This is a genomic window from Anaerococcus kampingae (genome assembly GCF_046365475.1).
GTDB lineage: Bacteria > Bacillota > Clostridia > Tissierellales > Peptoniphilaceae > Anaerococcus > Anaerococcus kampingae.
In genome coordinates this window covers 13,755-38,782 of sequence record NZ_JBGMEF010000003.1, presented here as the reverse complement: position 1 = coordinate 38,782, position 25,028 = coordinate 13,755, and the positions used below count along the sequence as shown (strand labels likewise).

The window sequence follows — 25,028 nt, the reverse complement described above, 5'->3', positions numbered from 1 at the left end:
CTAAGATCGGGACTTTTAAATTATTCTAATTCGTTTGAATAGTTTTCAAGCTTAGATGTACAGTGTGGACATCTACTAGCCTTGATATCAATTTCACTTTGGCAGTAAGGACAATCTTTTGTAGTCACTTCTTTCTCTTCTTTTTTGTGTAGAGAATTTATGGCTTTAACTATCAAGAACATTACAAAGGCAATGATTAAAAATGAAATAATAGCATTTATAAAGTTGCCGATTTTAAGGCTAGCCCCACCAATATTTATTACAAGGTCTTCATAATTAACACCAGCAGTAAGGCCGGCTATAATTGGCATTAGTAGATCATCAACCATGCTTTTTACAATAGCAGTAAAGGCAGAACCCATGATGATACCTATAGCCATATCAATCACATTTCCACGTGATATAAACTCTTTAAATTCTTTAAACATAAAATCTCCTTTCATGACAATTTATTATACTATTAAACTTGACTTTATCACTCAATTTATATATGATTTTATTAGAGGTTTATATGAAATATTTAAAAGTAGATGATGACTTTTATGAAAAATTATCTTTTTATGCAGTCTTCATTCCTATAATAGAAGTAAATGGCAAAGACCATATACTATTTGAAAAAAGAAGCAAACTAGTTAGACAGCCTGGTGAGGTATCATTTCCGGGTGGTGGTCTTGAAGAAGGTGAAAATTTTAAGGATGCAGCCATAAGAGAGACTATGGAAGAACTCCTCTTAGATGAGGATGATATTGAGTATTTAGGATATTCATCGACAATTCTAACATCTTCCAATAGTTATATCAAGAGTTTTTATGGAAGAATTAATAAAAATTTCGATGAAATAAAGTATAATAAAGAAGTAGAAACGATATTTACAGTTGATATTGATTTTCTAAAATCCAACCCGCCTGTAACCTATGTTTGTCCATATAGATTAAATTTTCCACAAGGCTTTCCCTTTGAGAAAATACCAAATGGTATAGACTATAAATTTGTGGCAGGTGTAAGTGAGCTTTCCTTTTATGACACAGAGCCTGTCATATGGGGACTCACTGCAAGGTTATTAAAACGCTTTATAGAAAGTTGGTGTGAAAATGAGAAATGATATTTCACAAAGAATAAAAGATTATGCCAATAAAAATGAGTCGATAGAATCTATTTTTTATATCAAAAGATATAACAATGATGAATTTTATCACATTTATACTATAGTTAACAATGTAATAATAGGCAAACTTGAAGAGGAATTTGAAAGTCTATTTGAAGATGTGATCTTTAGCAAAAGAAGCAAAGATATAGCAGAAATCGACAAAAATAAGTTTACCTATACAACTATAGACTTATACAAAGAAGATGATATCAAGATATCAGAATCAATTATAGCAAGTGATATAGCAGAATCCTTTATAAAAACTCTTCCAAATGATATAGAATTTTTATATAACAAACCAGGAAGCGAAAGGCTTGCTGCTAATGATGACTATAGTTTAAGCTCGATAAAAGAATATGAATTTGAAAAGACAGTCAAAAACTTTTTTGCCTACGCAATAGAAGTATCCCTTTATCTTAAAGAAAACAATTATCTAGCTGCATCAATAAAGATGAATGAGCTAAGAAATGAGCTAATAAATATGCTAAGGATCCATGTTATTAATAAATTTAATGGCAAACGTGATATAGGAAAAGATGGCAGAGAATTTACCCATACCTTAGTTAAAGAATATAAGGATGACTTGGAAGATACCTTCCACGACATCAATCCATTAAATATCTACAATTCCCTCTTTAAGGCCTGTATATTGTTTAGAAAAATCGGTATGCAAGAGGCAGATGTCTTAGGATTTAGCTATGATAGGGCAATAGATGTAAAAACTCTTAAACTTTTGAGGGATAATTATAAAAAGTTAGAATCTTTTCTAAACTAGGAGGAGTAGTGAAGAGTAAATTTAAAATACTAAGCCTAATTGCGGCAATACTTATAGGTCTAATGCCAACAAGCATGGCTGCTAGCCAAAATAAGATAGTAGGGCTAGATGATAATGTAAAAGCCTATCTAATTGCCAATGAGGAAACAGGCGAAGTCTATTATGAAAAAAATGCTGATGAGTCAATGCCAATGGCATCTCTTAGCAAACTCATGACTTTTTTATTAGTAGAAGAAGCCATAGATGAAGGAAAAATTAGCCTAGATACAAAGGTTGTAGCAGATAGCGAAAGCGAAAAGCTAACTAGTTGGGAATATTCAGCTCTTGGCGTAAAAGATGGTATGACCTATACTGTCAAAGAATTAATAGAAGGTCTTATAGCCGTAAGTGGAAATGACTGTGCCTATCTTCTTGCCAATACCCTAGAAGTATCAGAGGCAGCCTTTGCTAGGAAAATGAATGAAAAGGCCAAAGAGCTAGGTCTTGAAAGCCAAGTATACTACAATGCTAGCGGTATAGAAACAGAAGATGGTCTTCAAAATTCATCATCTGCAAGGGATTTATTTAAGTTAAGTGCTCATATAATCAAAACTTACCCACAAATCCTTGATTATACAGCTATCAGAGAGATAAAAAATCCTGCTAAGGACATAGATAAAAAATCAACCATACCTTTAATGGATGAAATCGAAGGGGTCGATGGTTTAAAGACAGGAACAACAGATGCGGCAGGCTTTTGCTTAGTTACAACTTGTGATATGAGCAAGCTTGATAGCAAAGATACCTTCAGGACTATCGGTGTAGTTATGGGAGCAGATCAAAAAGATACCCGTAACCTTGTAATGAGTGATTTAATCTATTATGTAAGCAAATATTATTCACAAAGGACAGTTCTTGATACAAATGTAGCAGCCGCTACAAAAAAAGATCCAACCGTAAAACAAGGATATATAGAGCTTTTTCCTAAAGAAGATATAAAAATGATAGTAAAAGAAGGCGAAAATCCAAAAGTGGTGTATAATATAAAAGACGGCATCAAGGCACCTATTAAAGAAGGTGAAGACCTAGGTGAAGTCGAGGTATCATACAAAGATGAACATGAAAAAGTTGGCCTTTATTCTAAAAAAGCTTTAGATAGGGCGACACTTTTCTCAAGAATAATCAGAACTATCAAAGATAGCTCAGATTTTCTACTAAAAACATTAATAGCAAGATAAAAGCAAATTTATTTTGCTTTTTATGTACCGGTAGCTCAGCTGGATAGAGCACTGCCCTCCTAAGGCAGGTGTCGGAGGTTCGAATCCTCTTCGGTACACCAAAAGGAAATTTTATATGCAAGATATATTTAATGAAAAAGATAAATTTTTTATGAATGAGGCCCTCTATGAGGCCAAACTTGCAAAAGCAATAGACGAGGTCCCAATAGGGGCCGTTGTTGTTTTTGAGGATAAAATTGTAGGTAGGGGCCACAATTTCACCTACAAGGGCAAATCTGCCTTAAATCACGCAGAAATCTATGCCCTAAGACAAGCGGGAGAAAAAATCGGAGATTTTAGACTTGAAGAATGCACAATCTATACGACTTTAGAACCTTGCATAATGTGTGCGGGAGCTATAATGCATTCAAGGATAAAAAGACTTGTAGTTGGTCAAACAGATCCCAAAAGAGGATGCTTTTCAACCAATTTCATTAACCAAGACAGCCCCCATCTAAATGTGCCAGAAATTTCTTATGGACTTATGGCAGAAGAATCGCTTGAAATCTTGCAAAGTTTTTTTAAAAAATTAAGAGAAAAAAATAAGACCGCAAAGTCTAAATCATAGGCTTTGGGTCTTTTTTAGTCCTTAATATCAGCAATAAACTGCCAGCTTATTTGGTATTTGTCGATAAGGGTTGTAAATAATTTGTTGTTAAATTTCTGGGGCTCAAAGGTAACATTAGAGTCCTTTCTAAAATTCATATAGGCCCTGAAAAGATTATCAGAACTTGTTTCTATTACGATTCTTACGTTATTACCCTTCTGTAATACGTCATCATTGGTTACATCATAAAAATATATCCTATTATCATAAATATCTAGATATGAGCTATAAATCCTATCTTTTAAATCAGCTGGTAAATTATATTTTTGAAAATCACTATATCTGATTATATTTGCAGGAAAATCTAAGTCAAAAACTTCACAATAATATTTTAGGGCATCTACGCAAAGCCCTTTGTCAAATGCTATTCCTACCGCCATACTTATTCCTTTCTATTGTTATTAACAATTTATCGCAAGAGGATCATTTTTTCAAGTCAGTAAATAGCTTTTCATAATATAATTACTTCTTTATTTGCAAATAGAGTATAATAAATGCAAGAGATTTTTTAAAGAAACGATAAGGAGCATATTAATGAAAATTAGTCTTATAGATCCATTAGAAGTTAAAGAATCATACATCCTAGAGCAAAAAGAAAAAATAGAGGCCCTTGGTCATGAATTTGAATATTTTAATGAGAGTGCTAAGGATGAGGATGAAAAAATAGATAGACTCAAAGATACTGATATAGCCATAATTACAAACAAGCCAGTAAGTGGAAAGGTAATTGAGGCGACTAATCTTAAGCTTATAGATGTAGCCTTTACTGGTGTAGACCATGTAGACCTTGATGCTTGCAAGGAAAGAGGCATAAAGGTCCTAAATGCTTCAGGTTATTCTGATGATTCTGTAGCAGAGCTAGTTATAGGACTTACAATTGGTGTCTTAAGAAAATTCAACGAAAACAAGGCAAATATCTTTGAGGACACAAACAATTACCTTTTAGGCTCCCTAATAAAGGGCAAGACCTTTGGTGTAATCGGTACAGGAAATATAGGCAAAAAACTTATCGAAATCTTACAAGTATTTGGTTGCAAGATAATAGCTTATTCAAGGACAGAAAAAGAAGAAATCAAGGCACTTGGCGTAGAATACGTTGACCTAAAGACCCTATTAAAGGAAGCTGATATAGTTTCTCTTCATATACCAAATAATAAAGAAACCAAACATTTCCTTGGTAAAGAAGAGCTTGACCTAATGAAAGATAAGGCTGTACTAATAAATTGTGCAAGGGGGGCTGTTGTAGACAATGACTACCTAGCCAAGTTATTAAATGAAGATAAGCTCCGTGCAGGTATAGATGTTTTTGATATGGAACCACCACTTCCAAAGGATTATCCACTTAGAAATGCCAAAAATGTTCTTTTGACAAATCATGTTGCCTTCTATACCCAAGAAGCCATGCAAATAAGGGCGGATATTGTCTTTGACAACTTATATTCATACCTAGAAGGGACAATCAAAAACGAGATTAAACTATGATTAAACCTAAAATCTTAGCTGTTGCAGGAGGCTCTGCTAGTGGTAAATCTTCGATAGTAAAGCTTTTAGCCAAAGAATTTGAAAGCGATCTTGTAGTAATTGGTCATGATAATTATTACAAGGCCCATGATGACTTGGCTTTTGAAGATAGGGTTGGCCTAAATTACGACCACCCTAAAGCCTTTGACAATGATTTATTTTATGATGATTTAAATAAATTATTAGAAGGAAATGACATCGAAATGCCTATTTATGACTACACTATCCACACTAGAAGCAAGGAAACAAAAAAGATTAGCCCTAAAAAGATTATATTAATTGAAGGTATTCTGGTTCTCTATGATAAAAAAATTAGGGAAATCACAGATACCAAGGTCTTTGTGGATGCTGATAGTGATGTTAGGCTAAAAAGAAGAATATTAAGAGATACCAAGGAGAGGGGCAGATCTATAGAATCTTGCCTAACCCAATATATAGAGCAAGTAAAACCGATGCATGAAAAATATGTTGAGCCGAGCAAAAAATATGCAGACATAATTATTCCAAGAGTAGCAAAAAACACCAAGGGAATCGAGATATTATCCAAGCATATAGAAAATTTAATAGGAAGTACTCATGAAAGTTAATATATTATCGACAGACTATGACAAAATAAAAGATTATATTGATGGTAACTCAAGTATTGGCCACAAGATTTGGGGACCAATCAAAAAAGGTGATGGTTACGAATTTAGGGTCTATGCACCAAATGCCGATAAGGTATATATCAAGGGGGACTTCACAGCTTGGGATATAAGAGAGCTTAGCAAAAATGCCCAATACGGATATTTCTTTGGATATTTTGATGCAAAAGTAAATGACTATTACAAATATGTTGTAGTAAAAGATGGCAATTGGGTGGAAAAGACAGGTCCCTTTGCCCATGCTATGGATGGTGAGGGAGATTTTGCCTCAAAAATCGTAGAAGATGACTATGTTTTTAATGATGCAGAATACCTAAAAACTAGGGATAAGAGATACGATAAGCCACTAAATATCTACGAGCTACACGTATCTTCATTTTTAAGATTTACAAACCAAGTAAATTTCTTAGACATAGTTGATAGGCTTATTGCCTATATCAAAGAGATGAATTATACCCATGTAGAGATAATGCCAGTTACGGAATATCCATTTTATCCATCTTGGGGCTATCAATCAACAGGATTTTTTGCAATTAGTCACAGGTATGGAAGCGTAAGAGACTTTAAAAAATTCGTAGACCTTTTACATCAAAATAATATTGGGGTAATATTAGATGTTGTAGCTGTTCATTATGCATCAGATTATTATGGTCTAGATCATTTTGATGGTACAGCCATGTATGAATCAGAATATATGGATTTAAAATATTCTGAATGGGGATCAAATAACTTTGACTACTCAAAGGGACATGTCAGAAGTTTTATGAAATCATCCATGACCTATCTTATAGAAGAATTTCACCTAGATGGGATAAGGATAGATGCTGTATCTTATATGGTATTTTATAATGGCAATTCTGACAGAGGAGTCCACGAGGATAATATATTCTTTATTAAGAATCTAAACGAAACCCTAGAAAAAACACATCCAGATGTAATGAGAATTGCAGAAGATTCCTCAAATTATCCAAAGGTAACCCATCCTGTAAGCGAAGGCGGTCTTGGATTTGATTATAAGTGGGATATGGGCTGGATGAATGACACCCTTAGATATTTTAAGGTCGACTCATATAATCGTAGGGACTATCAAGGAAATATCACATTTTCTATGTATTATTTCCCAAACGAGAGATTTCTCTTGCCACTTAGCCATGATGAGGTAGTTCACCTAAAAAAATCTATGGTTGATAAGATGGCAGGCTCTTATGAAGATAAGTTTAAGCAATTAAAAGTCCTCATGGCCTATCAAATGACCCATCCTGGCAAATTTTTAAACTTCATGGGCAATGAAATTGCAACTTTTGAAGAGTGGAATGAAAATGTAGGGATTAGATGGGAATATTTAGACTATCCAATCCACAGAGATTATCACAATTTTATAAAAGATTTAAACAAACTTTACCTAGATGAGAAGGCCTTTTATAAATATGATTATGAAGAAGAAGGCTTTATGTGGAAGGTAGTAGATGATAATACAAACTCTGTATTTGCCTATGAGAGAAGGGCAGATGAGGATAGGTTCTTAGTTGTCCTAAATATGACAGGTGTCTATCAAGGAGGATATGAAATACCTTATGATGAAGACTTGGAATTTGAGGAAGTTTTAAATTCTAGATCAAGTAAATATGGCGACTACAGATACGAACAAAGAAAGATAGAAGTTAAGAAAGGAAACAATCTTAAAATAGAGCTTTGGGAATATGAAGTAGCTATTTTTAAGATAAGAGAAGTATGAAAGATAGAAAACCAATCAACCTATCTTGGTTAGTAGAAAAATGGACCTTGATAGATGAAGACTCATATCTAAAAAATATGTGGTTAAACACAGAATCTCTTGATTTTATTAGGATAAATCAAGAAATTCAAACAAGAGAGGATATAGTAAAATCCTATATTGACATAGACGATGATGTAGAGCATTATATATTAATGCCAGGCAAGGATGAAATAGATGGATCAGACATAAGAGATGCCTTTATTTCAAGCCTAGGTAAAAGAGATAGGGATGCCTTTATAGATAATGCAGAATTTATTGCACCAGCAGCTGAGTTTTTGGACACAGTATATGAATTAGGTCTAGAATCTGAATGGAATGAATTTAGGGATAAGGTAGCAGCTGACGTTCTCTTAAATTGGGCTGAAGAAGAAGGCCTATCAATAAATAAAGACATGGAGACAATTAACATAAATAAAATACTATGAGAAAATATATAGGACTATTGGCACTAGCGCTGACACTAACAGCTTGTGCTAACAATAAAGAAAATACAGAAGAAACAAAGCCAAAACTTACAGCTGTAGAAGATGATTCTACAAATGATGAAAATTCTACAAACCAGGAAGAAGTAGGCCAAGAAGAGAATAAGGAAGAAAGTAAAGAAGAAACTAAGGAAACATCTATTGATGGAAAACTTGTAAAAAATCAGATAAATATATATGATTATTTTGACACAATTACAAGCTTCATAGCCTATACAGAAAATGATGAAGAATTTGATAGATTAGTAGGAATTCTAGAAGAAGAATTAAGTATATATCACAAGCTTTATAACTCTTACGATGAGTTTGAAGGAGTAAACAACTTCTATACAATAAATCAAAATGCTGGTATAAAGCCAGTTAAGGTCGATAAAGAAATTATAGACTTAACAAAATATTCTAAAGAAATGTATAAGCTTACAGATGGCAAGATAGATATAGCCATGGGATCACTTTTAGGTTTATGGCATGATTTTAGAGAAATGTCAATCAATAATCCTGACAAGGCAGCAATCCCAGCAGAAGATGACCTGGTAAAGGCAAGCAAGCATAAGGATATAGATGCTATAGAAATTGATGAGGAAAACTCTACAGTATATATAAATGATAAGGATGTTAAAATAGATATCGGAGCCATTGGTAAGGGTTATGCCACAAAAATCATTGGTGAAAAACTAAAGGAATCCGGCCTAAAACATGGTATCTTATCAGTAGGTGGGGATGATATGCTAATTGGAGATAATCCAGGAGCTGAAAATTCTTATTATAAGATAGCTATCCAAAACCCGGACCTAGAAGATAAGGATAATCCTTACTCTGCAGTAGTTAGCCTTAAAAATACATCTGTAGTAACAAGTGGTGATTATCAAAGATATTTCGTAGTAGATGGTAAAAGATACCACCATATCATAGATCCAGCTACCTTGTATCCATCTACAAATTGGACCTCAGTATCAGTAATTTTAGATGATATAGCTCTTGCAGATACCATATCCACATATCTTTTCATACTTGATTATGAAAATGGTTTAAAATTTGCAAAAGAGAATAATTGTGAGGTAATGTGGATTGACCATGAAGGAAATCAATTTAAGACAGAAGGATGGCCTGAAAGCTAAGCTAGACCTAGACAATTTTAGATTTTGAAGTTTAATATTGAGAGATTTCAAAATTTGAGGATAAAAGTGAAAAAAATTAATGAAGATTTAATATATCAAAAACTGAATAATAAAAAAATCAGCCTATTTTTCAAAAGGCTCTTTGATATTTTGATTTCACTACTAGTGATAATTCTAATCTTGATACCGGTGGGAATAATTGCCCTAGCTATCAAGTTAGACTCTAAAGGCCCTGTATTTTATAGGCAGGAAAGACTTGGCAAGGACAAAAAGCCATTTTACATTATCAAATTTAGGACCATGATGGTTGGTGCAGACAAAAATCTTGACAACCTCACAGTCAAAAATGACCCGCGTATCACAAGGGTGGGTGGCTTTTTAAGAAAATGGAAGATAGATGAATTGCCACAGTTTTTTAATGTACTAGCAGGAGATATGTCCTTAGTTGGACCAAGACCTGAGACACCAAAGATGGTAGGTCTCTACGATAATTATTATGATGTAATCTTTGCCGTAAGACCTGGAATTACAGACTACGCCTCTATAGAATTTAGAAACGAAAGTGACTATTATAATTCAATAGAAGCTAGTGAGAAAATTTATTTAGAAAAGATTTTGCCTATAAAAATTGACCTAAAATTAAAATATATAGAAAATCTTTCAATCAAAAATGATATCTTAATCTTGCTAAACACTGCAAAAACAATAATAACAGAATAGGGCGTAAAATTTTTACGTCTTATTTTTTTTTGAGAAAAACTTGGTATAATCATTAAGTAATAAATGGAGGTAAGGATGAAATTAGCTTTTGATAACGATAAATATATAAAAGAACAATCAGAAAAAATTCTTGAAAGAATCAGCCACTTTGACAAGCTCTACCTAGAATTTGGAGGCAAGCTCTTTGATGATGCTCATGCTTCTAGGGTATTGCCAGGATTTTTGCCTGATAGTAAACTACGAATGCTTCTAAATATTAAAGATAAGACAGAAATAATCATAACAATAAATGCCAAAGACATAGAAAGCTCAAAGATTAGGGGAGATAACGGTATCTCTTATGATACAGAGGCAATAAGGCTTAAAAGTGCCCTCGAAGATTTTGGATTTTTGGTATCTGCCATTGTGATTACCCAATATGAAGAACAAGAAAAGGCCAAGAAATACATTAAATACCTTGATAACTTAGGTATTAAAAATTATAAAACTTATGATATAAAAGGCTATCCAAATGATTTGGCCACAATTATATCAGAAGATGGTTTTGGTAAAAATGACCATGTCGAAACCAAAAGACCCCTAGTAGTAGTTACTGGTCCTGGTCCTGGTTCAGGAAAGATGGCAACCTGCTTATCACAAATGTATCTTGACCATGAAAAGGGAGTAAATGCTGCCTATGCCAAATTTGAGACCTTCCCAATCTGGAATTTACCTTTAAAACATCCAGTTAATATGGCCTACGAAGCAGCAACAGCAGACCTTGATGATATAAATATGATAGATCCTTACCATCTTGAGGCCTATGGCATATCAGCCGTATCCTACAATAGGGATGTAGAGGCTTTCCCAATCTTAAAAAAGATGTTTGAAAAGATAATGGGATCATCACCATACAAATCTCCAACAGATATGGGAGTAAATAGGGTAGGCTTTTGCATAGTAGATGAAAATGAGGCAAGTGAGGCTTCTAAGGCAGAAATTATCAGAAGATACTACAATACCCTGGTTGATTACAGACTAGCCAAGGTCCCTGTCCATACTTTAGAAAAGATTCAAATGTTAATGAGCCAGATGGAGATAGGTCCAGATGATAGGGAAGTAGCCCTAGCCGCAAGAGACAGAGCTAAAAGAGCAGGAAGTGATGCTTTTGCTATTGAACTAGAAGATGGCAATATAATCACAGGCAAGAAATCAAACCTTCTTTCAGCTCCAGCAGCATGCATCTTAAATGCCCTTAAGAAGCTTGGAGGCCTTGATGATGAAATTTTACTTATCTCTCCTCATATAATAGAGCCAGTATCAAGTCTAAAGACAAAAGAGCTAGGTAGTGATGAGACAAGTCTTTCTGTAAATGAAATGCTAATAGCTCTTTCAATCTCAGCGACAACTAATCCTTTAACTCACATGGCAATTAAGCAAATTGGTAAACTTAAGGGACTAGATGCCCATTCAACAGTCATTCTAAATGATTCACAAAAATCTATGCTTAGAAAACTAGGCCTAAATTTCACCCAAGATCCTGATTTTTCAGAAGAAGATTACAGATAAAAATAGCTCCTAAGCTAAGCTTAGGAGTCTTTTTTTGTCTCAAAATCATCGTATTCTATATAGTTGAAATAATAATCTACATCATTATCTTGATCATTTTGGTATATCTTTGCCATATCCTCACTCATTTCACCAATCATATCAGTGATAAATTTACGGAGAGATCTTTGGCAAACATCATATCACTTACATCCATCTTGACCTTCCTTATAGAATGGGAGTGGGCAATTTTTTTGGCAAGGTCTACACCATTTATGTGTGCTTTTTTTGTGATAAATCTTGAGAAGAAATCTAGGAAATCTCTTAGATTATTAACCTTTGACCTCATGTGTTTATAAAAAATATTGGATGTGATTCCTTCAGTTTGGATTAGAGTATCGTAGAATTTATCCTTAGATCCATCAATCTCAAAAACTATATGGCTTGTAACATAGTCAAAGGCTTCGTTTATCTCATCTGCCGCATAATCAATTAGTTCATTGATAATATTGTAAAACTTATCATTAAGCCTAGCTATCATGGCATCCACATAGTCAGGCCTATCATTATTTGTAGAACGATATTGGTAGATGTAGTTGGCAAAATCATAGAAGGTGTGGCCCTTGCTATCTATAGGCATTTTAAATTCTTTTGTTAAGATTTTTTCTATAAAATAAATAAGAAGGGGTGGATAGAGGATTTTCTTATCTATCTGTTTAAAAATCTCATCTAGGGCTAGTTCTATATTATCAGATTTTATGTGAATCCTATTGCCAATGGCCTTTATTAAAATTTTGTGCTTGCCATTTTTTTCTATTAGTTCGATTTTGCCCACAAAAGGCTTTCTCATTGGGAAAAAGCGGCTTATTTTTGGAAAAACATAGGCATCCATATAATTATTATAAGGAAGCTTGGTATCCATATTGGAATTTATTTGCTTGATTATTTCCTTTTTTATATCTAGGTCCTCAAGCTTTGGATTGTTGGCCTGGATTCTTATATAATTTGATATTACTTCCTTTAGGGACAATTGATTTTCGAGAGTGTAGATTGTGGCATCATCTACAAATTTTTTCTCATTCTTTTCATCTACAAAGGAAAAGTCCCTAATTAGTTCGGTCTTTACAGAAATTTCAAAACCATGGCTTTCACCAGTTTTGTTTACTATCTTTAGGTGTCTGATTGGTAGGGGATAGGTTATGGTTGATCCTGTTTGTATATTGTAGATAAGCTTTCCTTCTTCTGTGGTAAACTTAGCTGTACCATTTTCGTGTAAGTGGCCGGTGAAGATGAATTTTATACCATTATCAGCTAAGACTTCTATAGGAGTTTTATTATTTAATCTAGGGTCTCTATCTTCTATCTTAGTCTTGTATTCTTTGATTATAAATGGAGAAAATACTAGCTCTTGGTTTCTAAAATTAGGGATAAAGGCGTGGTGACTTACAGCTATAACCATATCCTTGCGGGCCTTGGCTTCATCAATCTTATCGGCAATCCACCTTAGTTGTTCTTTTGAGATAGATCCTACTACATTGCAGATCCCATCCCTGTGTTTTTGTTCCTTATCTGCAGCGTAAATTGAGCTATCAATCATGATGATAGTTAGGCCATTTTCGTATTTAAAATCTTTTTTAACCCTTGCAACGTATGATAGATAGCCATTTGCATAGTAGGAATATTTATCATCCCTCTTGTATTTTTCGTTTACATCTGCTAGATAGGCTTTAAAAATTGGGCTATCCTTATAGAATTCTAATATAGAATCATCTTCATAGATAGATTTATAAATTTCTTCAAAGTCTCTTGGACTAGTCATTTGGGCAGGGCCATCATTTTTATAATCGTAGGCCTTTTTGGAATTTATGTCGTGGTTACCTGGTATTATAAAGGCCTTGCGATCTTTGTCTTTGTTTTTCCATTCATCAATAAGACTAGCAGCCTTCTTGTGGCTTAGGTATTCTCCTTCCTTGGTCAAATCTCCAGAAAGGATTAAAAATTTACTGGCAACCTTATCCACCATTTCCAAGGATTTTTTAAATAAGTACTCGCTCTCAACTACAAGTTTTCTTTCTATTTTTAATTCTTTTCTTAAATTTTCAGTATCTGCAATTAAACTTTGATCTATAACGTGAGGATCAGAAATGATTGATAGATCATAGTTTTTTGTTTGTAAATTTGTCATCCTTTACTCCTCTTATTGTTCCTTTATTATACCTGTTTAGGCCTAGAATAAAATGTATTTTAGCTTTATAAAAAACTTTCTTGTATATTGTAACAAAATAGTTTATAATAATATTAAGAAGTATTATTTGAAATTATGAAAGGAGCCCATATGTTTAAGAAAATTGAAAAGGTTTTTATAGCCTCAGGCCTTCTGCTTGCCCTTAGTGCATGTTCACAAGATAAAGAAATAAAAACAGCAGAAGATTACAAAGATACATATCCAGGCGTTTTTGCCACATATAAGGCCAATGCAGATATGAGCGAAACAAAATTTGGTGGTTCTGTCCAAGTTGACTATCTAGAAGCTCATCCTAATCTTAGAGAATTTTATGATGGTTATGTCTTTGCCAAACAATACGACAGGGCAAGGGGCCATACATATGCTCTAGAAGATGCCATAAATACCGAAAGACCTAAGCCAGGTGCATCTTGTCTTGCTTGTAAGAGTGCTGACTTTGTAGCTGCCCTTGAAAAAGATGGCATAGATGTAAATAGCATGGATTTTGATCAGTTTGTTAAAGACCATCCTGGAATGCAGACTATTTCTTGCTATGATTGCCATATGGATGATATCGGTACAGTCCAGGTAACAAGAGAACACTTTAGAAAACAAATTGATGAAGGTAGGGTCAATTCTAACAATGCCAAGGTTGATAGCCTATCTTGTGCCCAATGTCACGTAGAGTATTATCTAGATCCAGAAACTAAAGAGGTAATTTTACCTTATAAGTACGGTTTTGAAACTGATGATATGCTAAAATATTACGATGAAATTGACTTTAATGATTGGGAACACCCAGCTACAGGCACAGGACTACTTAAGGCCCAACACCCTGAGTTTGAAACCTTTATGGGATCAGTCCACGATGCTGCAGGACTTTCTTGTATAGATTGTCACATGCCAATAGTAGAAGATGAAAAGGGCAATAAATTTAAATCTCACCACTGGACAAGTCCACTTAAATCCAAAGAGACAATCAAGAATTCTTGCCTATCTTGCCACGCTGGTAAGAGTGAAGATGATATGATTGCTTGGGTTGAAGAAGTTCAGCAAGGTGTATATGATAGGACAAATGAAGTAAGCGATAAGCTTAAAAAATTCATTGACCTATTTGCAAGCCATGTCGAAAAAGGCGACTTATCAAAAGAAGATAAGGATAAACTACACGAGATTCACAGACACGCTCAGTTTAAATGGGATTTTGTTTGGGTAGAAAATGGTGAAGGCTTCCATAACTCAAATAAAGCTCATAAAAACTTAGATGAAGCCGAAGCTCTAGTAGACCAAGGCATGGAAATTTTAAGTAAATATGAATAAAAGTAATGGACTCCCACAGAGTCCTTTTACTTTGAGGATAAAAAATGAAAAAAATTATAAAAAAAATTATAAAAAGTTTCTATTCCATGAGGACTGGGATTATTTTACTAATAATAATAGCCCTGACATCTATTATTGGGACCCTAATTCCTCAAGGAAATGATCCAAGATTCTACCTTGAAGCCTATCCATCTTTTGGGAAAATCATAATTTTATGTGATTTTGACAAGGTTTACTCGTCTTGGTGGTATATTTTATTAACCCTTCTTTTGCTGGTAAATTTATTATTTTGTAGCATAAACCGCTTCAAGATAATTTTTGAAAAATCCTTTAAAGATCCAGATATAAAAGTAAGGCTAAAGAATTATCAGAAGTTTGAAAAGATAAAAAAAGATTCTGATATTTTTGAAATCTTAAAGGTCAAAAGCCCAAAAGAAACTGAAATCGATGGGAAAAAAGTTTATTATAAGTTTGATGGCAAGATAGGACATTTGGGCTCATGGCTTACCCATCTATCGATAATCATAATTATTCTAGCCTTCGCCTTTGGTCGCTACAAGGGCTTTGATGAATTTGTACATGGAGTACCTGGAAGTATCCTAGATCTTCAAAATTCTGATAAAAAGATTAAAATTAACCAATACGATGTTTTATTTAGAGAAGACTATACAGTTGACCAATATATAACAAGTTTAGAAGTCCTTGATAAGGATAATAAAAAACTTGATGAGGGCCTCACCATGGTAAATAAGCCTTTTAGGTTTGATGGATTCAATATCTACCAAAATTCAACAGGCTGGGCCTATGAGGCTAAATTATTTAAGGATAAAAAGTTTTTTGAAGAAAAACTCATTTATAAGGGTGACTTCTTTATAGCTGATAATAAAAAAATCGCCCTACAATTTGTAGATTTTTATCCAGACTTTGATGAAACTAGTATGATGAAACCTAGAACTAAGTCACCATTTTTACATCATCCTGTAGCTTTGTATGCTATATTTTATGATGGAGAAAGGGTAGATATGGGCCTTAACCACCCAGGAGAGCCTATCAAATGGGAAGAGTATAGCTTTGTGATTGATAACCCTCAGATGTTTACCCTCTTGCAAGTGGCCCATGACCCAGGTAAAAATATTGCCCTCATAGGAGCAGGCTTACTAATGGTTGGACTCTTCCTATCCTTCTACATCAATCCAAGGGATTTTATCCTGGTAGAAGATGACGACTTTTCTTATCTATTCGTAAAATATGCCAAAAAAGATAAGATATCTAAGGAAAAATTAGAAAAAATTATTGGAGAAGAAAAATATGATTAATTTATTAAATATAGAAAATTTACTTTTCTACCTAGCCTTGTTTGGCTATTTGATTGCCATGTTTCTATTTATAATATTATTTGTAAATAAGACAGAAAAATGGGGGATAATAGGCAAAAATATCATGATGGTCGCCTTTATATCCCACACCCTCGCTATAATTGTAAGAACTATAAATGCTGGAAGGCTCCCACTTTCCAACCAATACGAATTTGCAAGCGCCTTTGCCTGGGGAATAGCCCTTTGCTATTTAATTTTTGAAAAGAAGTATAAACTTCTAGCTATGGGTACCTTTGTTAGTCCGATTCTATTTTTAATAATCGGCTATGCAGCTATGAGAGATAAGACAATCAGACCTCTAATGCCAGCCCTTGATAGCAAGTGGCTTGCAATCCATGTTACTCTTGCAATTCTTTCCTACGGTGCCTTTGCTGTTGCAGCTGGTATTTCTGCTATGTATCTTTTAAGAGATAAATTCTCAGATAATGCCTTTAATAAAGGCATAGCTGAAAAGGAAAAGCTAGATGAGATTGCCTATAGGATTATTGCCTTTGGTTTTATCTTTTTGAGTATGGTTATGATTACTGGTGCCATCTGGGCAGAATCAGCCTGGGGTAGGTATTGGGCTTGGGATCCTAAGGAAACTTGGTCCTTCATCACATGGATAATCTATGCCATCTATCTACATCTAAGAAGGTCAAGAGGCTGGCAAGGAAAAAGAGCAGCTATCTTTGCTATAGTTGGCTTTATATGTGTAGTTTTCACTTATATTGGCGTAAATACCTTTATTCCATCCCTACATTCCTACGCTTAGAAAAAAATAAATAACTTTAAAAATCGGCTAGACTTTGTCAATATTTTTAATATATATTGGCAAGTCTAGCCTTTATAAATATTGTTAAAATAGGAATTTAAAGTACAGTATAATAGTAAAAATTGCTAAATTTTTATATGGAGATTTTATGACATTAACAGAAAGCGTAAATAAGATTACAGGAGCTATATTTATTGCTTGCCTGAGCCTTATCAGTCTGTACTTATCTAGATATAGCCTGATATTTATGGCTTTAATTCCAGTGGTACTTGCCCTTACATCCTTCAGGGATGGCTTCTTATCCGCCTTAGTAAAGGTGGGGTTTACTTATATAAGTGCCTTGGTATTTTTAAATATAGAGCAAATAAATACTAGCTATATCCCCTTAGTTTTGGTAGGGCTAATATTTGTAATCTTAATTAGCTTAAAGATACCAGACAAATATCAAATATTTTTGGCCTTTGTCCTTATAAGCTTGGTTTTTATTTTTCTATTTAAGATAGAAATGATAGAAAATAAGCTTACTATTGATAAAATGGCACTAGATTTTAAACAAGTGGTCGAAAGTTCTTATTCATATAGGTTTGACCTTGATATTTACAAGAAGGCAGTAGCCTTATATCCTTCTCTAATTTCTATGATAGTCATGGTTTATTCAGTCCTTTCTATCAAACTTATTAGAAATTACTTATCCTTTATGGATAAGGGGGTAGAAGATATAAAAGAACTTGACCAAATTAGGGTAGAGTTTAAGGATTTATTAGGACTTACTCTTATCTTTGTAATCATATATTTTCTTGCTAGCTTTATGAATATAGAGAGAACTTATATACTTTCAAACCTCATATTTATTAGCATGATAATACTTGTAGCAAACGGCCTAAGTCTTTTTGACTACATGCTTAAAAAATCTAGTCTGCCTTTGACAAGAGCCTTTCAATGGTTTTTTATGATAATTTTATTTCAAGTTATCTTCATTCCACTATTATTTTTTGGTTTTGCAGATATATTTATAGATTTTAGATCAAGGAGGAAAAATGCGAAATAATGAAAAATTTATTAGTAGATCTAATTTAATCTTGATTTTGGCCTTTCCTCTAATTGCATCCCTAATAGTTTTTTACTATAATAAGACCCTAGGTGCTGTAGGAATACTTGTTTGTATTATTTTGTTTTTCTTTTTGAAAAACATAAATTCTACAAGGGATAAGGAATTGCAGAAGTATGTTGATAATATCAGCTTTTCATTTGATTCCATTACCAAAAATGTAGTATTTGAAATGCCATTTCCAATTGCTATTTTAGAAGAAAATAGAAAAATAAAATGGCATAATTCATTTTTTAGGGACTTATTCCCAAACCATAAGCTAATTGGCGAGAGCATCGATTCAATTATACCTGACTTTGCGGAAATAGAATTTGATAATGAGGAAATTAAACAATCACAAAATGTTAATATAGCTGATAAGATTATTCAATTTTATTATTCTACAATTTTTAATGAGGGTGATGATAGTAATCAAACCTTCTTATATGGAATAGATAATACTTATGATGAGTCAATCAAAAAACTTTTTAAGGCAAAAAGATTAGTTTTTTATTCTGTTTTTATAGATAATTATGATGACCTAAGAAATTCTGCCCAATCTGACCAAAGAGCTCAGGTATTAGGTGAAATAGATAGGGTGATTAATGAATATTTCAAAGCTTATGATTGCCTAATTAGGAAATATGAAAATGACAGGTTCATGATTATAAGTGAGTATCAGGATTATAAAGAAATTCGTGATGATAAATTTTCGATTTTAGATAAGGTCAGGGATATAAGCAAGGGCAATTCCATTCCGCCAACCCTTTCAATAGGTGTTGGCCTTGCTGGAGAAAAGCCATCTGACATATATTCTGATTCAAGAGATGCTATAAATATTGCCCTATCTCGTGGAGGAGACCAAACTGTAGTCAAACTTGAAGATAATTATGAGTACTATGGTGGAAAAACTAAGGCAATTGAAAAAACCTCTAAAGTTAGATCAAGGGTCATTTCCCAATCACTAAAGAGAATGATGGAATCAAGCCCTGATATTTATGTTATGGGCCACAATAATCCTGATATGGATTCATTTGGGTCAGCACTTGGTGTTTATGAAGGTGCAAGGTCGATAAATAAGAGGGTTTATATTATCCTAAATGAAGTCACAAAGCCTATAGAAAATATGTATGCGAGGGTTATAGATGAGCTTAGCGAGCTAAAGGATAATATTCTAACTGAAGATGAAGCTTTAAGAAGAATATCTTCCCAGTCCCTTATAATAGTTACAGATAACCATAGAAAAAATTCTACAGAAGGCCCAAAACTTCTGGATATGACTGATAATATATTTATAATAGACCACCACAGAAGGGGTAAGGATTATATCAAAAATGCCACAGTTTCTTATATAGAGCCTTACGCATCATCGGCATCAGAGCTTGTTACAGAGATTTTATCTTATCTAGATGAAAACTTTAAGGCAAGAACTGCCGTAGCAGAATCCCTACTTGCAGGTATAACAGTCGATACCAAAAACTTTGTCTACCAAACAGGTGTAAGAACCTTTGAGGCAGCCTCAATCCTAAAAAGATGGGGTGCTGACTCAGTATATATAAAAAGAATGTTTAAAGATGACTTTGAAATTGTAAAATATAAGTCAGAGGTAATAGCAGATTCCTTCATAGTTGAGGATTTTATAGCTATTGCCCACTTTAATAGAGAAATAGATGGTTCTACTCTTATTGCAAGCCAGGCTGCAGATGATCTTCTTAATATAAAGGGAGTACTCGCAAGCTTTGTACTTACAAGGGCTAACAATAAAATTCACATATCAGGTAGAAGCTTAGGCGATATATCGGTACAATTAATACTAGAGCGCATTGGGGGTGGCGGACACTTAACAGCCGCAGCCACCCAATTAGAGATGAGCATGGAAAATGCTGAAAAAATGTTAAGAAAAGCAATAAAAGAATATTTAAGAGAGGAAGAAGAAAATGAAAGTAATACTAACAGATAATATTGTAAGAGTTGGAGTAAAGGGAGACCTAGTAGATGTAAAGCCAGGATATTTTAGAAACTATCTTGATCCACAAGGCCTAGCTGTAAAGGCAACAAAAGATAATATGGCTGAACTTGAAAAAATGAGAGAACAACTTAAGGCAGAAGAAGCTGAAAATAGAAAAGAAGCTGAAGCACTTAAGGAAAAAATCGAAGCTCTAACAATCGAACAAAAGGTAAGAGTAGGAGAAGATGGAAAGCTATTTGGTTCTGTAACAAACAAAGACCTTGCTGAAGCTCTAGCAAAAGAAGGAATCGAAATAGATAGAAAGAGAATCGAAGAAATCGAAAAAATCGATGGAGTAGGTGAATTCGTACTAAACGCTAGACTTTATGAAGGAGTAAATGCAGACCTTAAGGTAAACGTGGTAGCTGAGGCAGAATAATGACAGATGGCTTAAGGCCACTACCTTATGACTTCTTATCAGAACAGGCTATCATAGGCTGTATTTTAAAGAAAAATGAAAGCTTTGATAGTGCAAATCAAATAATAAAACCTGTAGACTTTTACGATTCAAGGACACAGAGGATATATAAGACTATAGTCACCATGTTTGAAAAAGACATTAAGGTAGACGTAGTATCCCTTATATCTCAATTGTCCAACGAAAATATATTACAAGAAGTTGGAGGGGAGGAGTTTATCACTGAGATTACCCTCTCCTCATTTTATACTCCAAATATTGACACTTATTGTAAAACAGTCAAGGCCAAATCCTTATTAAGAAGTCTAATCGGGGCTAGTGAAGATATAATAGAAAAATCCTACAGGCAAAGCGATGATGTATCTGACATCCTAGCTAGTGCCGAAAATAGGATATTTGAGATATCACAAGATAACCATTCCCAAGGTCTAGTAAGGGTAGCAGACACCATGGATGATACCCTACGACAAATCAACGAACTAACCCTAGCAGATGGGAGAATAACAGGAGTTGCTACAGGACTTGAAGCTGTAGATAACAAACTTTCGGGACTCCAAAGTTCCCAGCTAATATTACTAGCTGCAAGGCCAGCTATGGGTAAGACCGCCCTTGGACTAACCATGGCGTGGAATGCTGCTAAGGCAGGCAAATCTGTAGCCTTCTTCTCTCTAGAGATGTCAATCTATCAGCTAAACCAAAGGCTCTTATCAATGGTAAGCCTAGTAGGCCTAGAATCAATCATCAATGGATCCATAAGAGATGATGATTGGACACTTCTAATAGATGCTACCAAAAAAATAGTAGAAACAGACCTCTATGTAGATGAAACCCCAGGCATAAGATTATCAGAAATGAAATCAAAACTAAAAAGGCTAAAGGCAGAAAAGGGACTTGATTTAGTAGTAATAGACTATCTCCAGCTAATGCAAGCTGATGGTAGACAAGAAAATAGGCAAAATGAAATAGCATCCATATCAAGGGGCCTAAAATCCTTATCCAAGGAACTAAATTGTCCTATACTTTCTCTTGCCCAATTATCAAGAGAGGCAGATAAGAGAGCAGATCATAAGCCAATCCTATCAGACTTAAGAGAATCAGGCGCCATCGAGCAGGATGCCGATGTTGTAATGCTCCTATATAGAGAAGATTATTATGATGAAGAGGTAGAGCCAAACATAGCCAAGCTAATCTTTGCAAAGCACAGAAATGGGGCTACTGGTACAGTTGATTTGTATTTCAACAAACCATGCACCACCTTCATCAATTTAAGCCACAGGGATGAAAATGCCTAGAATATATTTAGATAAAATAGATAGAGAAAGTGCCTTAGAACTAAAAAATTGGGGCAATTTTTCTGACCCAAGACTTATAGGCTACAATTATGGCAACCTCACAGACTTTGAACTAAGGCTTTGGTATGGCAATATCAACATGCCAAATAAGAGATATTTTGCAGTCAGAAGAAAAGAAGATGACAGATTTATAGGATTTATCGGCCTTAAAAATATAAATCCAATCCTAAAAAGAGCCAAACTAGGCATAGTCTTTGATGCAAATTACGTATCCTGCGGCTATGGATACGAATCCATAAGAGAAATTTTTGTAGTATTTTTTGAAGAAATGAGATATAGGACCCTCTATTTAGATGTCAACCTCTTTAATGAAAGGGCGATAAAGGCCTACGAGAAGGCTGGTTTTAAAAAGACCTCCTACACGAGAGAAGTCTTTGAAAACCAAGCCATAGACTTAGATGAGAGATATTTTGAGATGTCCAAGGGCCTAATCTATTCAAAGATAATGAATATGAAAATAAGTAAGGATGAATATAATGAACTTTGAAATGCAAGAACTGAAACTGGATATGGGCACCACCCCCTTTGAGAATATGTTTTTAAATACTTATCTTCAGATGGCAGATGGCGATGCTATCAAGGTTTATCTCCTAATTTATAAGGATATATATAATGATGGCACAGTCGATGTTGCAAAGATTAAAAGACAGCTAAGCTTTGATGATGAAAGATTTGAAAAAGCCGTTAATTTTTGGATAAATATGGGCATCTTTAGAGAAAAAAAGGCCTCAGATGGGACAAATTTTATAGAAATAATCTCCCTAAGGCAGATGTATTTTGGAGAAAGCGAGCCTACAAATGACAATGAACTAAACTTTGACAAGGCTCAAAGAAAGTCAATCATGTTTGAAAATATCGAAAGAATAATAGATAGGCAGCTCACTCCAGCAGACATAACAAGGATCCACGAGACATTGGGAGAATATGACCAAGATCCAGAGCTTGTAACAGAAGCCTTTAGACAGGCAAGAGAAGCAAATAACGTAGATGTAAAATATGTAATGGGCTATCTAAAAACCTGGAGAGACCAAGGCATAAATAGCCTAAATGAGCTCAGGATGAGGGAAGAACGTAACAAGCTTAAAAAATCCAGAACAGTAAGAACCTATAGGAAAAAATCTGATTCAAATGTAGGAAATGATAACGACAATCTTGCCCAAACAGCAAGGGCTAGAAGACTAGAGAGATTGAGAAATCAGAGGGACTAATATGAAGGCTAGTGAAAAAGCAAGTCTAATCTTACAAGAAAGACGTAGAGAAAATAAAAGACGCCAAGAAGAGGCTATAAACGAAGTCTATGACAAAATCCCAAAGATAAGAGCTCTAGATAAGCTAATCAAGCAAGTAGGTTTTGATAGTATAAGACTAGCAGCAGAAGGCCTAGACACAAAGGCAAATGAAGATAAGCTTAAAAATTTAATAGGAGAAAAACACAAAGAGCTCCTTAAGGCAGGCTTCCCTGTAGATTACATGGAGGAAAAATATTTCCATCCACTCTGTAAGGACACAGGCTTTGTGGGCAATGAAATTTGCTCATGCAGGTCTCAAATCATAATAGATGAGAATTATAAAAGATCTGGCATAAGACAAGTCATAAATAGGGAAAATTTTAAGACCTTTAATATCAATTTATTTTCCAAAAATCCTTATCCAGAATATGCAAACATAAGTCCCTATGAAAATATGCAGATGATCCTAGCTGATTTAAGTAAATATATAGACAATTTTGATAGACAAAGCGGAAATATTTATATCCAAGGGAAAGTAGGCAGAGGCAAGACTTTCCTGATAAATTCCATAGCCAAAGAGCTATTGGATAGGAATTATTCAGTAGTCTACATGACATCAACCAAGCTTTTTAAATTTTTAAATGATTACTATTGGGCCTTTGAAGATAGAAGGGGAAATTTGGAAAACCAATACGACCTAATCTTTGAATGTGACCTTCTAATAATAGATGACCTAGGCGCTGAAACCCATAGGTCAACCGACCAATCAAACCTATTTGATGTTGTAAATGAGAGGATGAATAAGAATCTACCAATAATTCTATCATCCAATCTCGATGAAGCCTTAATAGAAGAGATTTATGGACCTAGAATATTTTCTAGAATATTGGGTAATAATTCAAAGACCTATGAAATATTTGGGGAAGATCTTAGACTAAAGGGGACAGATTATGATTTTAGTTGATAAAGAAAAAATGCGAGCAATCGACTCTTATGCTATAAATGTGCTAAAAGTACCAGCCCTAAGCCTTGTAGAAAGGGCAAGTCTAGCTGTACTTAAGCACATTAATCTAAACAAATTTGGTTACTTTGCAATAGTTGTCGGAGTAGGAAATAACGGGGCAGATGGCCTAGCCCTAGCAAGAAATCTCCTAGCTAGGTACAAGGATGTAGAAATATATATACTTGGCGATGTAGAAAAGGCAAGCGAAGAATTCCGCCTAAATCTAGAATCTTGCCAGATGCTTTGCGAAGAGATATTTTATGTTCAAAGCATAGAAGATTTAGAAGAGATGGAAAGACGCCTAAATAATGTCAATCTAATTGTAGATGCCATCTTTGGTACGGGCTTAAATAGGCCAGTCACAGGAATTTACGCCACAGTAGTATCCATCATCAACAATGTAATGAAATATAAAATTTCAATAGATATACCATCAGGCCTTGATGCAAGTACCGGCCAGGACCTAGGCGAAGTAGTCGATAGCGACCTAATAGTAACTATGCAGCTGATGAAAAAGGGCATCTATGAAAGAGAAATCTATAAGAAAAAATGCGTAATTGAAGACATAGGCATCCCACAAAAGGCCATAGATTCAGTTTTGTATGGTCTAGTTGATTAAATTATTTATTTTCATCTTCCTTTGCAATCGTTTGCCACGCTAGTATAGTAAAAGAAAAAGGGGG

Annotated in this window: 25 protein-coding genes and 1 tRNA gene; 23 read left to right on the top strand and 3 right to left on the bottom strand. The window is 34.2% G+C overall.

Features of this window, described 5'->3' with window-relative positions; genetic code table 11:
- Positions 1-20: 20 nt before the first annotated feature.
- The gene (mscL, locus tag ACCQ42_RS00680) at positions 21-428 is read right to left on the bottom strand and encodes a large conductance mechanosensitive channel protein MscL (protein ID WP_106460737.1); all 408 of its coding nucleotides are present in this window, start codon (positions 426-428) and stop codon (positions 21-23) included.
- Between the two features lie 83 nt (positions 429-511).
- On the opposite strand from mscL, the gene ACCQ42_RS00675 reads away from it, so the two are divergent.
- From ACCQ42_RS00675 to ACCQ42_RS00655, 5 genes are all read left to right on the top strand, one after another.
- Positions 512-1,102 (top strand): NUDIX hydrolase, encoded by a 591-nt coding sequence (locus ACCQ42_RS00675; protein WP_106460736.1) that lies wholly within the window; start codon positions 512-514, stop codon positions 1,100-1,102.
- Positions 1,092-1,922, top strand: a complete 831-nt coding sequence (locus tag ACCQ42_RS00670) for an aminoglycoside 6-adenylyltransferase (RefSeq protein ID WP_106460735.1) — start codon at positions 1,092-1,094, stop codon at positions 1,920-1,922. The genes ACCQ42_RS00675 and ACCQ42_RS00670 overlap by 11 nt, the downstream gene beginning before the upstream one ends.
- Before the next feature lie 8 nt (positions 1,923-1,930).
- Entirely contained in the window at positions 1,931-3,139 is a 1,209-nt protein-coding gene (locus ACCQ42_RS00665; RefSeq protein WP_106460734.1) for a D-alanyl-D-alanine carboxypeptidase family protein, read from the top strand.
- A gap of 24 nt (positions 3,140-3,163) precedes the next feature.
- Positions 3,164-3,240: transfer RNA gene (locus tag ACCQ42_RS00660), tRNA-Arg, on the top strand.
- Between the two features lie 14 nt (positions 3,241-3,254).
- Positions 3,255-3,746, top strand: coding sequence for a nucleoside deaminase (locus ACCQ42_RS00655; RefSeq protein WP_106460733.1), 492 nt, complete (start codon positions 3,255-3,257; stop codon positions 3,744-3,746).
- A 14-nt stretch (positions 3,747-3,760) separates the two neighbouring features.
- Here the strand turns inward: ACCQ42_RS00655 and ACCQ42_RS00650 are convergent, their stop codons facing one another.
- The gene (locus ACCQ42_RS00650; RefSeq protein ID WP_106460732.1) at positions 3,761-4,165 is read right to left on the bottom strand and encodes a VOC family protein; all 405 of its coding nucleotides are present in this window, start codon (positions 4,163-4,165) and stop codon (positions 3,761-3,763) included.
- A gap of 154 nt (positions 4,166-4,319) precedes the next feature.
- On the opposite strand from ACCQ42_RS00650, the gene ACCQ42_RS00645 reads away from it, so the two are divergent.
- The 7 genes from ACCQ42_RS00645 to ACCQ42_RS00615 all read left to right on the top strand — a co-directional run bounded on the left by ACCQ42_RS00645 (position 4,320) and on the right by ACCQ42_RS00615 (position 11,595).
- Positions 4,320-5,267, top strand: coding sequence for an NAD(P)-dependent oxidoreductase (locus tag ACCQ42_RS00645; RefSeq protein WP_106460731.1), 948 nt, complete (start codon positions 4,320-4,322; stop codon positions 5,265-5,267).
- Entirely contained in the window at positions 5,264-5,893 is a 630-nt protein-coding gene (gene udk / locus ACCQ42_RS00640) for a uridine kinase (protein ID WP_410035065.1), read from the top strand. The genes ACCQ42_RS00645 and udk overlap by 4 nt, the downstream gene beginning before the upstream one ends.
- On the top strand, positions 5,883-7,685 hold the full coding sequence (gene glgB, locus ACCQ42_RS00635; RefSeq protein ID WP_410035064.1) for a 1,4-alpha-glucan branching protein GlgB: 1,803 nt from the start codon (positions 5,883-5,885) through the stop codon (positions 7,683-7,685). The genes udk and glgB overlap by 11 nt, the downstream gene beginning before the upstream one ends.
- Complete coding sequence (locus tag ACCQ42_RS00630; protein WP_106460729.1) at positions 7,682-8,152, top strand: acyl carrier protein; 471 nt, start codon at positions 7,682-7,684, stop codon at positions 8,150-8,152. Before glgB ends, ACCQ42_RS00630 begins: the two co-directional genes overlap by 4 nt.
- Positions 8,149-9,327, top strand: a complete 1,179-nt coding sequence (locus ACCQ42_RS00625) for an FAD:protein FMN transferase (RefSeq protein ID WP_410035063.1) — start codon at positions 8,149-8,151, stop codon at positions 9,325-9,327. The genes ACCQ42_RS00630 and ACCQ42_RS00625 overlap by 4 nt, the downstream gene beginning before the upstream one ends.
- Before the next feature lie 66 nt (positions 9,328-9,393).
- Entirely contained in the window at positions 9,394-10,047 is a 654-nt protein-coding gene (locus tag ACCQ42_RS00620) for a sugar transferase (protein WP_106460727.1), read from the top strand.
- A gap of 75 nt (positions 10,048-10,122) precedes the next feature.
- Positions 10,123-11,595 carry a DUF1846 domain-containing protein gene (locus ACCQ42_RS00615; RefSeq protein WP_106460726.1) on the top strand — a complete coding sequence of 491 codons (1,473 nt, stop codon included), beginning with the start codon at positions 10,123-10,125 and terminating at the stop codon, positions 11,593-11,595.
- 136 nt (positions 11,596-11,731) lie between these two features.
- On the opposite strand, the gene ACCQ42_RS00610 is transcribed toward ACCQ42_RS00615, so the two are convergent.
- The gene (locus ACCQ42_RS00610) at positions 11,732-13,759 is read right to left on the bottom strand and encodes a metallophosphoesterase family protein (RefSeq protein ID WP_410035062.1); all 2,028 of its coding nucleotides are present in this window, start codon (positions 13,757-13,759) and stop codon (positions 11,732-11,734) included.
- Positions 13,760-13,909: 150 nt separating this feature from the next.
- Between ACCQ42_RS00610 and ACCQ42_RS00605 the strand changes: the two genes are divergently transcribed.
- The 11 genes from ACCQ42_RS00605 to ACCQ42_RS00555 all read left to right on the top strand — a co-directional run bounded on the left by ACCQ42_RS00605 (position 13,910) and on the right by ACCQ42_RS00555 (position 24,964).
- Positions 13,910-15,118 carry an ammonia-forming cytochrome c nitrite reductase subunit c552 gene (locus tag ACCQ42_RS00605; RefSeq protein ID WP_410035061.1) on the top strand — a complete coding sequence of 403 codons (1,209 nt, stop codon included), beginning with the start codon at positions 13,910-13,912 and terminating at the stop codon, positions 15,116-15,118.
- A 44-nt stretch (positions 15,119-15,162) separates the two neighbouring features.
- Positions 15,163-16,434 carry a cytochrome c biogenesis ResB family protein gene (locus ACCQ42_RS00600; RefSeq protein WP_106460723.1) on the top strand — a complete coding sequence of 424 codons (1,272 nt, stop codon included), beginning with the start codon at positions 15,163-15,165 and terminating at the stop codon, positions 16,432-16,434.
- Positions 16,427-17,248 carry a c-type cytochrome biogenesis protein CcsB gene (gene ccsB / locus ACCQ42_RS00595; protein ID WP_234025836.1) on the top strand — a complete coding sequence of 274 codons (822 nt, stop codon included), beginning with the start codon at positions 16,427-16,429 and terminating at the stop codon, positions 17,246-17,248. The genes ACCQ42_RS00600 and ccsB overlap by 8 nt, the downstream gene beginning before the upstream one ends.
- A 148-nt stretch (positions 17,249-17,396) precedes the next feature.
- A complete protein-coding gene (locus tag ACCQ42_RS00590; RefSeq protein ID WP_106460722.1) occupies positions 17,397-18,296 on the top strand; it encodes a DUF2232 domain-containing protein in 900 nt (299 codons plus the stop codon).
- A complete protein-coding gene (locus ACCQ42_RS00585) occupies positions 18,286-20,295 on the top strand; it encodes a DHH family phosphoesterase (protein ID WP_410035060.1) in 2,010 nt (669 codons plus the stop codon). The genes ACCQ42_RS00590 and ACCQ42_RS00585 overlap by 11 nt, the downstream gene beginning before the upstream one ends.
- Positions 20,273-20,722, top strand: coding sequence for a 50S ribosomal protein L9 (gene rplI, locus ACCQ42_RS00580; protein WP_106460720.1), 450 nt, complete (start codon positions 20,273-20,275; stop codon positions 20,720-20,722). Before ACCQ42_RS00585 ends, rplI begins: the two co-directional genes overlap by 23 nt.
- Entirely contained in the window at positions 20,722-22,053 is a 1,332-nt protein-coding gene (dnaB, locus tag ACCQ42_RS00575) for a replicative DNA helicase (protein ID WP_106460719.1), read from the top strand. The genes rplI and dnaB overlap by 1 nt, the downstream gene beginning before the upstream one ends.
- Positions 22,046-22,600: a GNAT family N-acetyltransferase gene (locus ACCQ42_RS00570; protein WP_106460718.1), complete on the top strand. Its 555-nt coding sequence runs from the start codon at positions 22,046-22,048 to the stop codon at positions 22,598-22,600. The genes dnaB and ACCQ42_RS00570 overlap by 8 nt, the downstream gene beginning before the upstream one ends.
- Positions 22,581-23,321, top strand: coding sequence for a DnaD domain-containing protein (locus tag ACCQ42_RS00565; protein WP_106460717.1), 741 nt, complete (start codon positions 22,581-22,583; stop codon positions 23,319-23,321). The genes ACCQ42_RS00570 and ACCQ42_RS00565 overlap by 20 nt, the downstream gene beginning before the upstream one ends.
- Before the next feature lies 1 nt (position 23,322).
- Positions 23,323-24,306, top strand: a complete 984-nt coding sequence (locus ACCQ42_RS00560) for an ATP-binding protein (protein WP_410035059.1) — start codon at positions 23,323-23,325, stop codon at positions 24,304-24,306.
- Positions 24,293-24,964, top strand: a complete 672-nt coding sequence (locus ACCQ42_RS00555; RefSeq protein ID WP_410035058.1) for an NAD(P)H-hydrate epimerase — start codon at positions 24,293-24,295, stop codon at positions 24,962-24,964. Before ACCQ42_RS00560 ends, ACCQ42_RS00555 begins: the two co-directional genes overlap by 14 nt.
- The last annotated feature ends 64 nt before the right edge of the window (positions 24,965-25,028 follow it).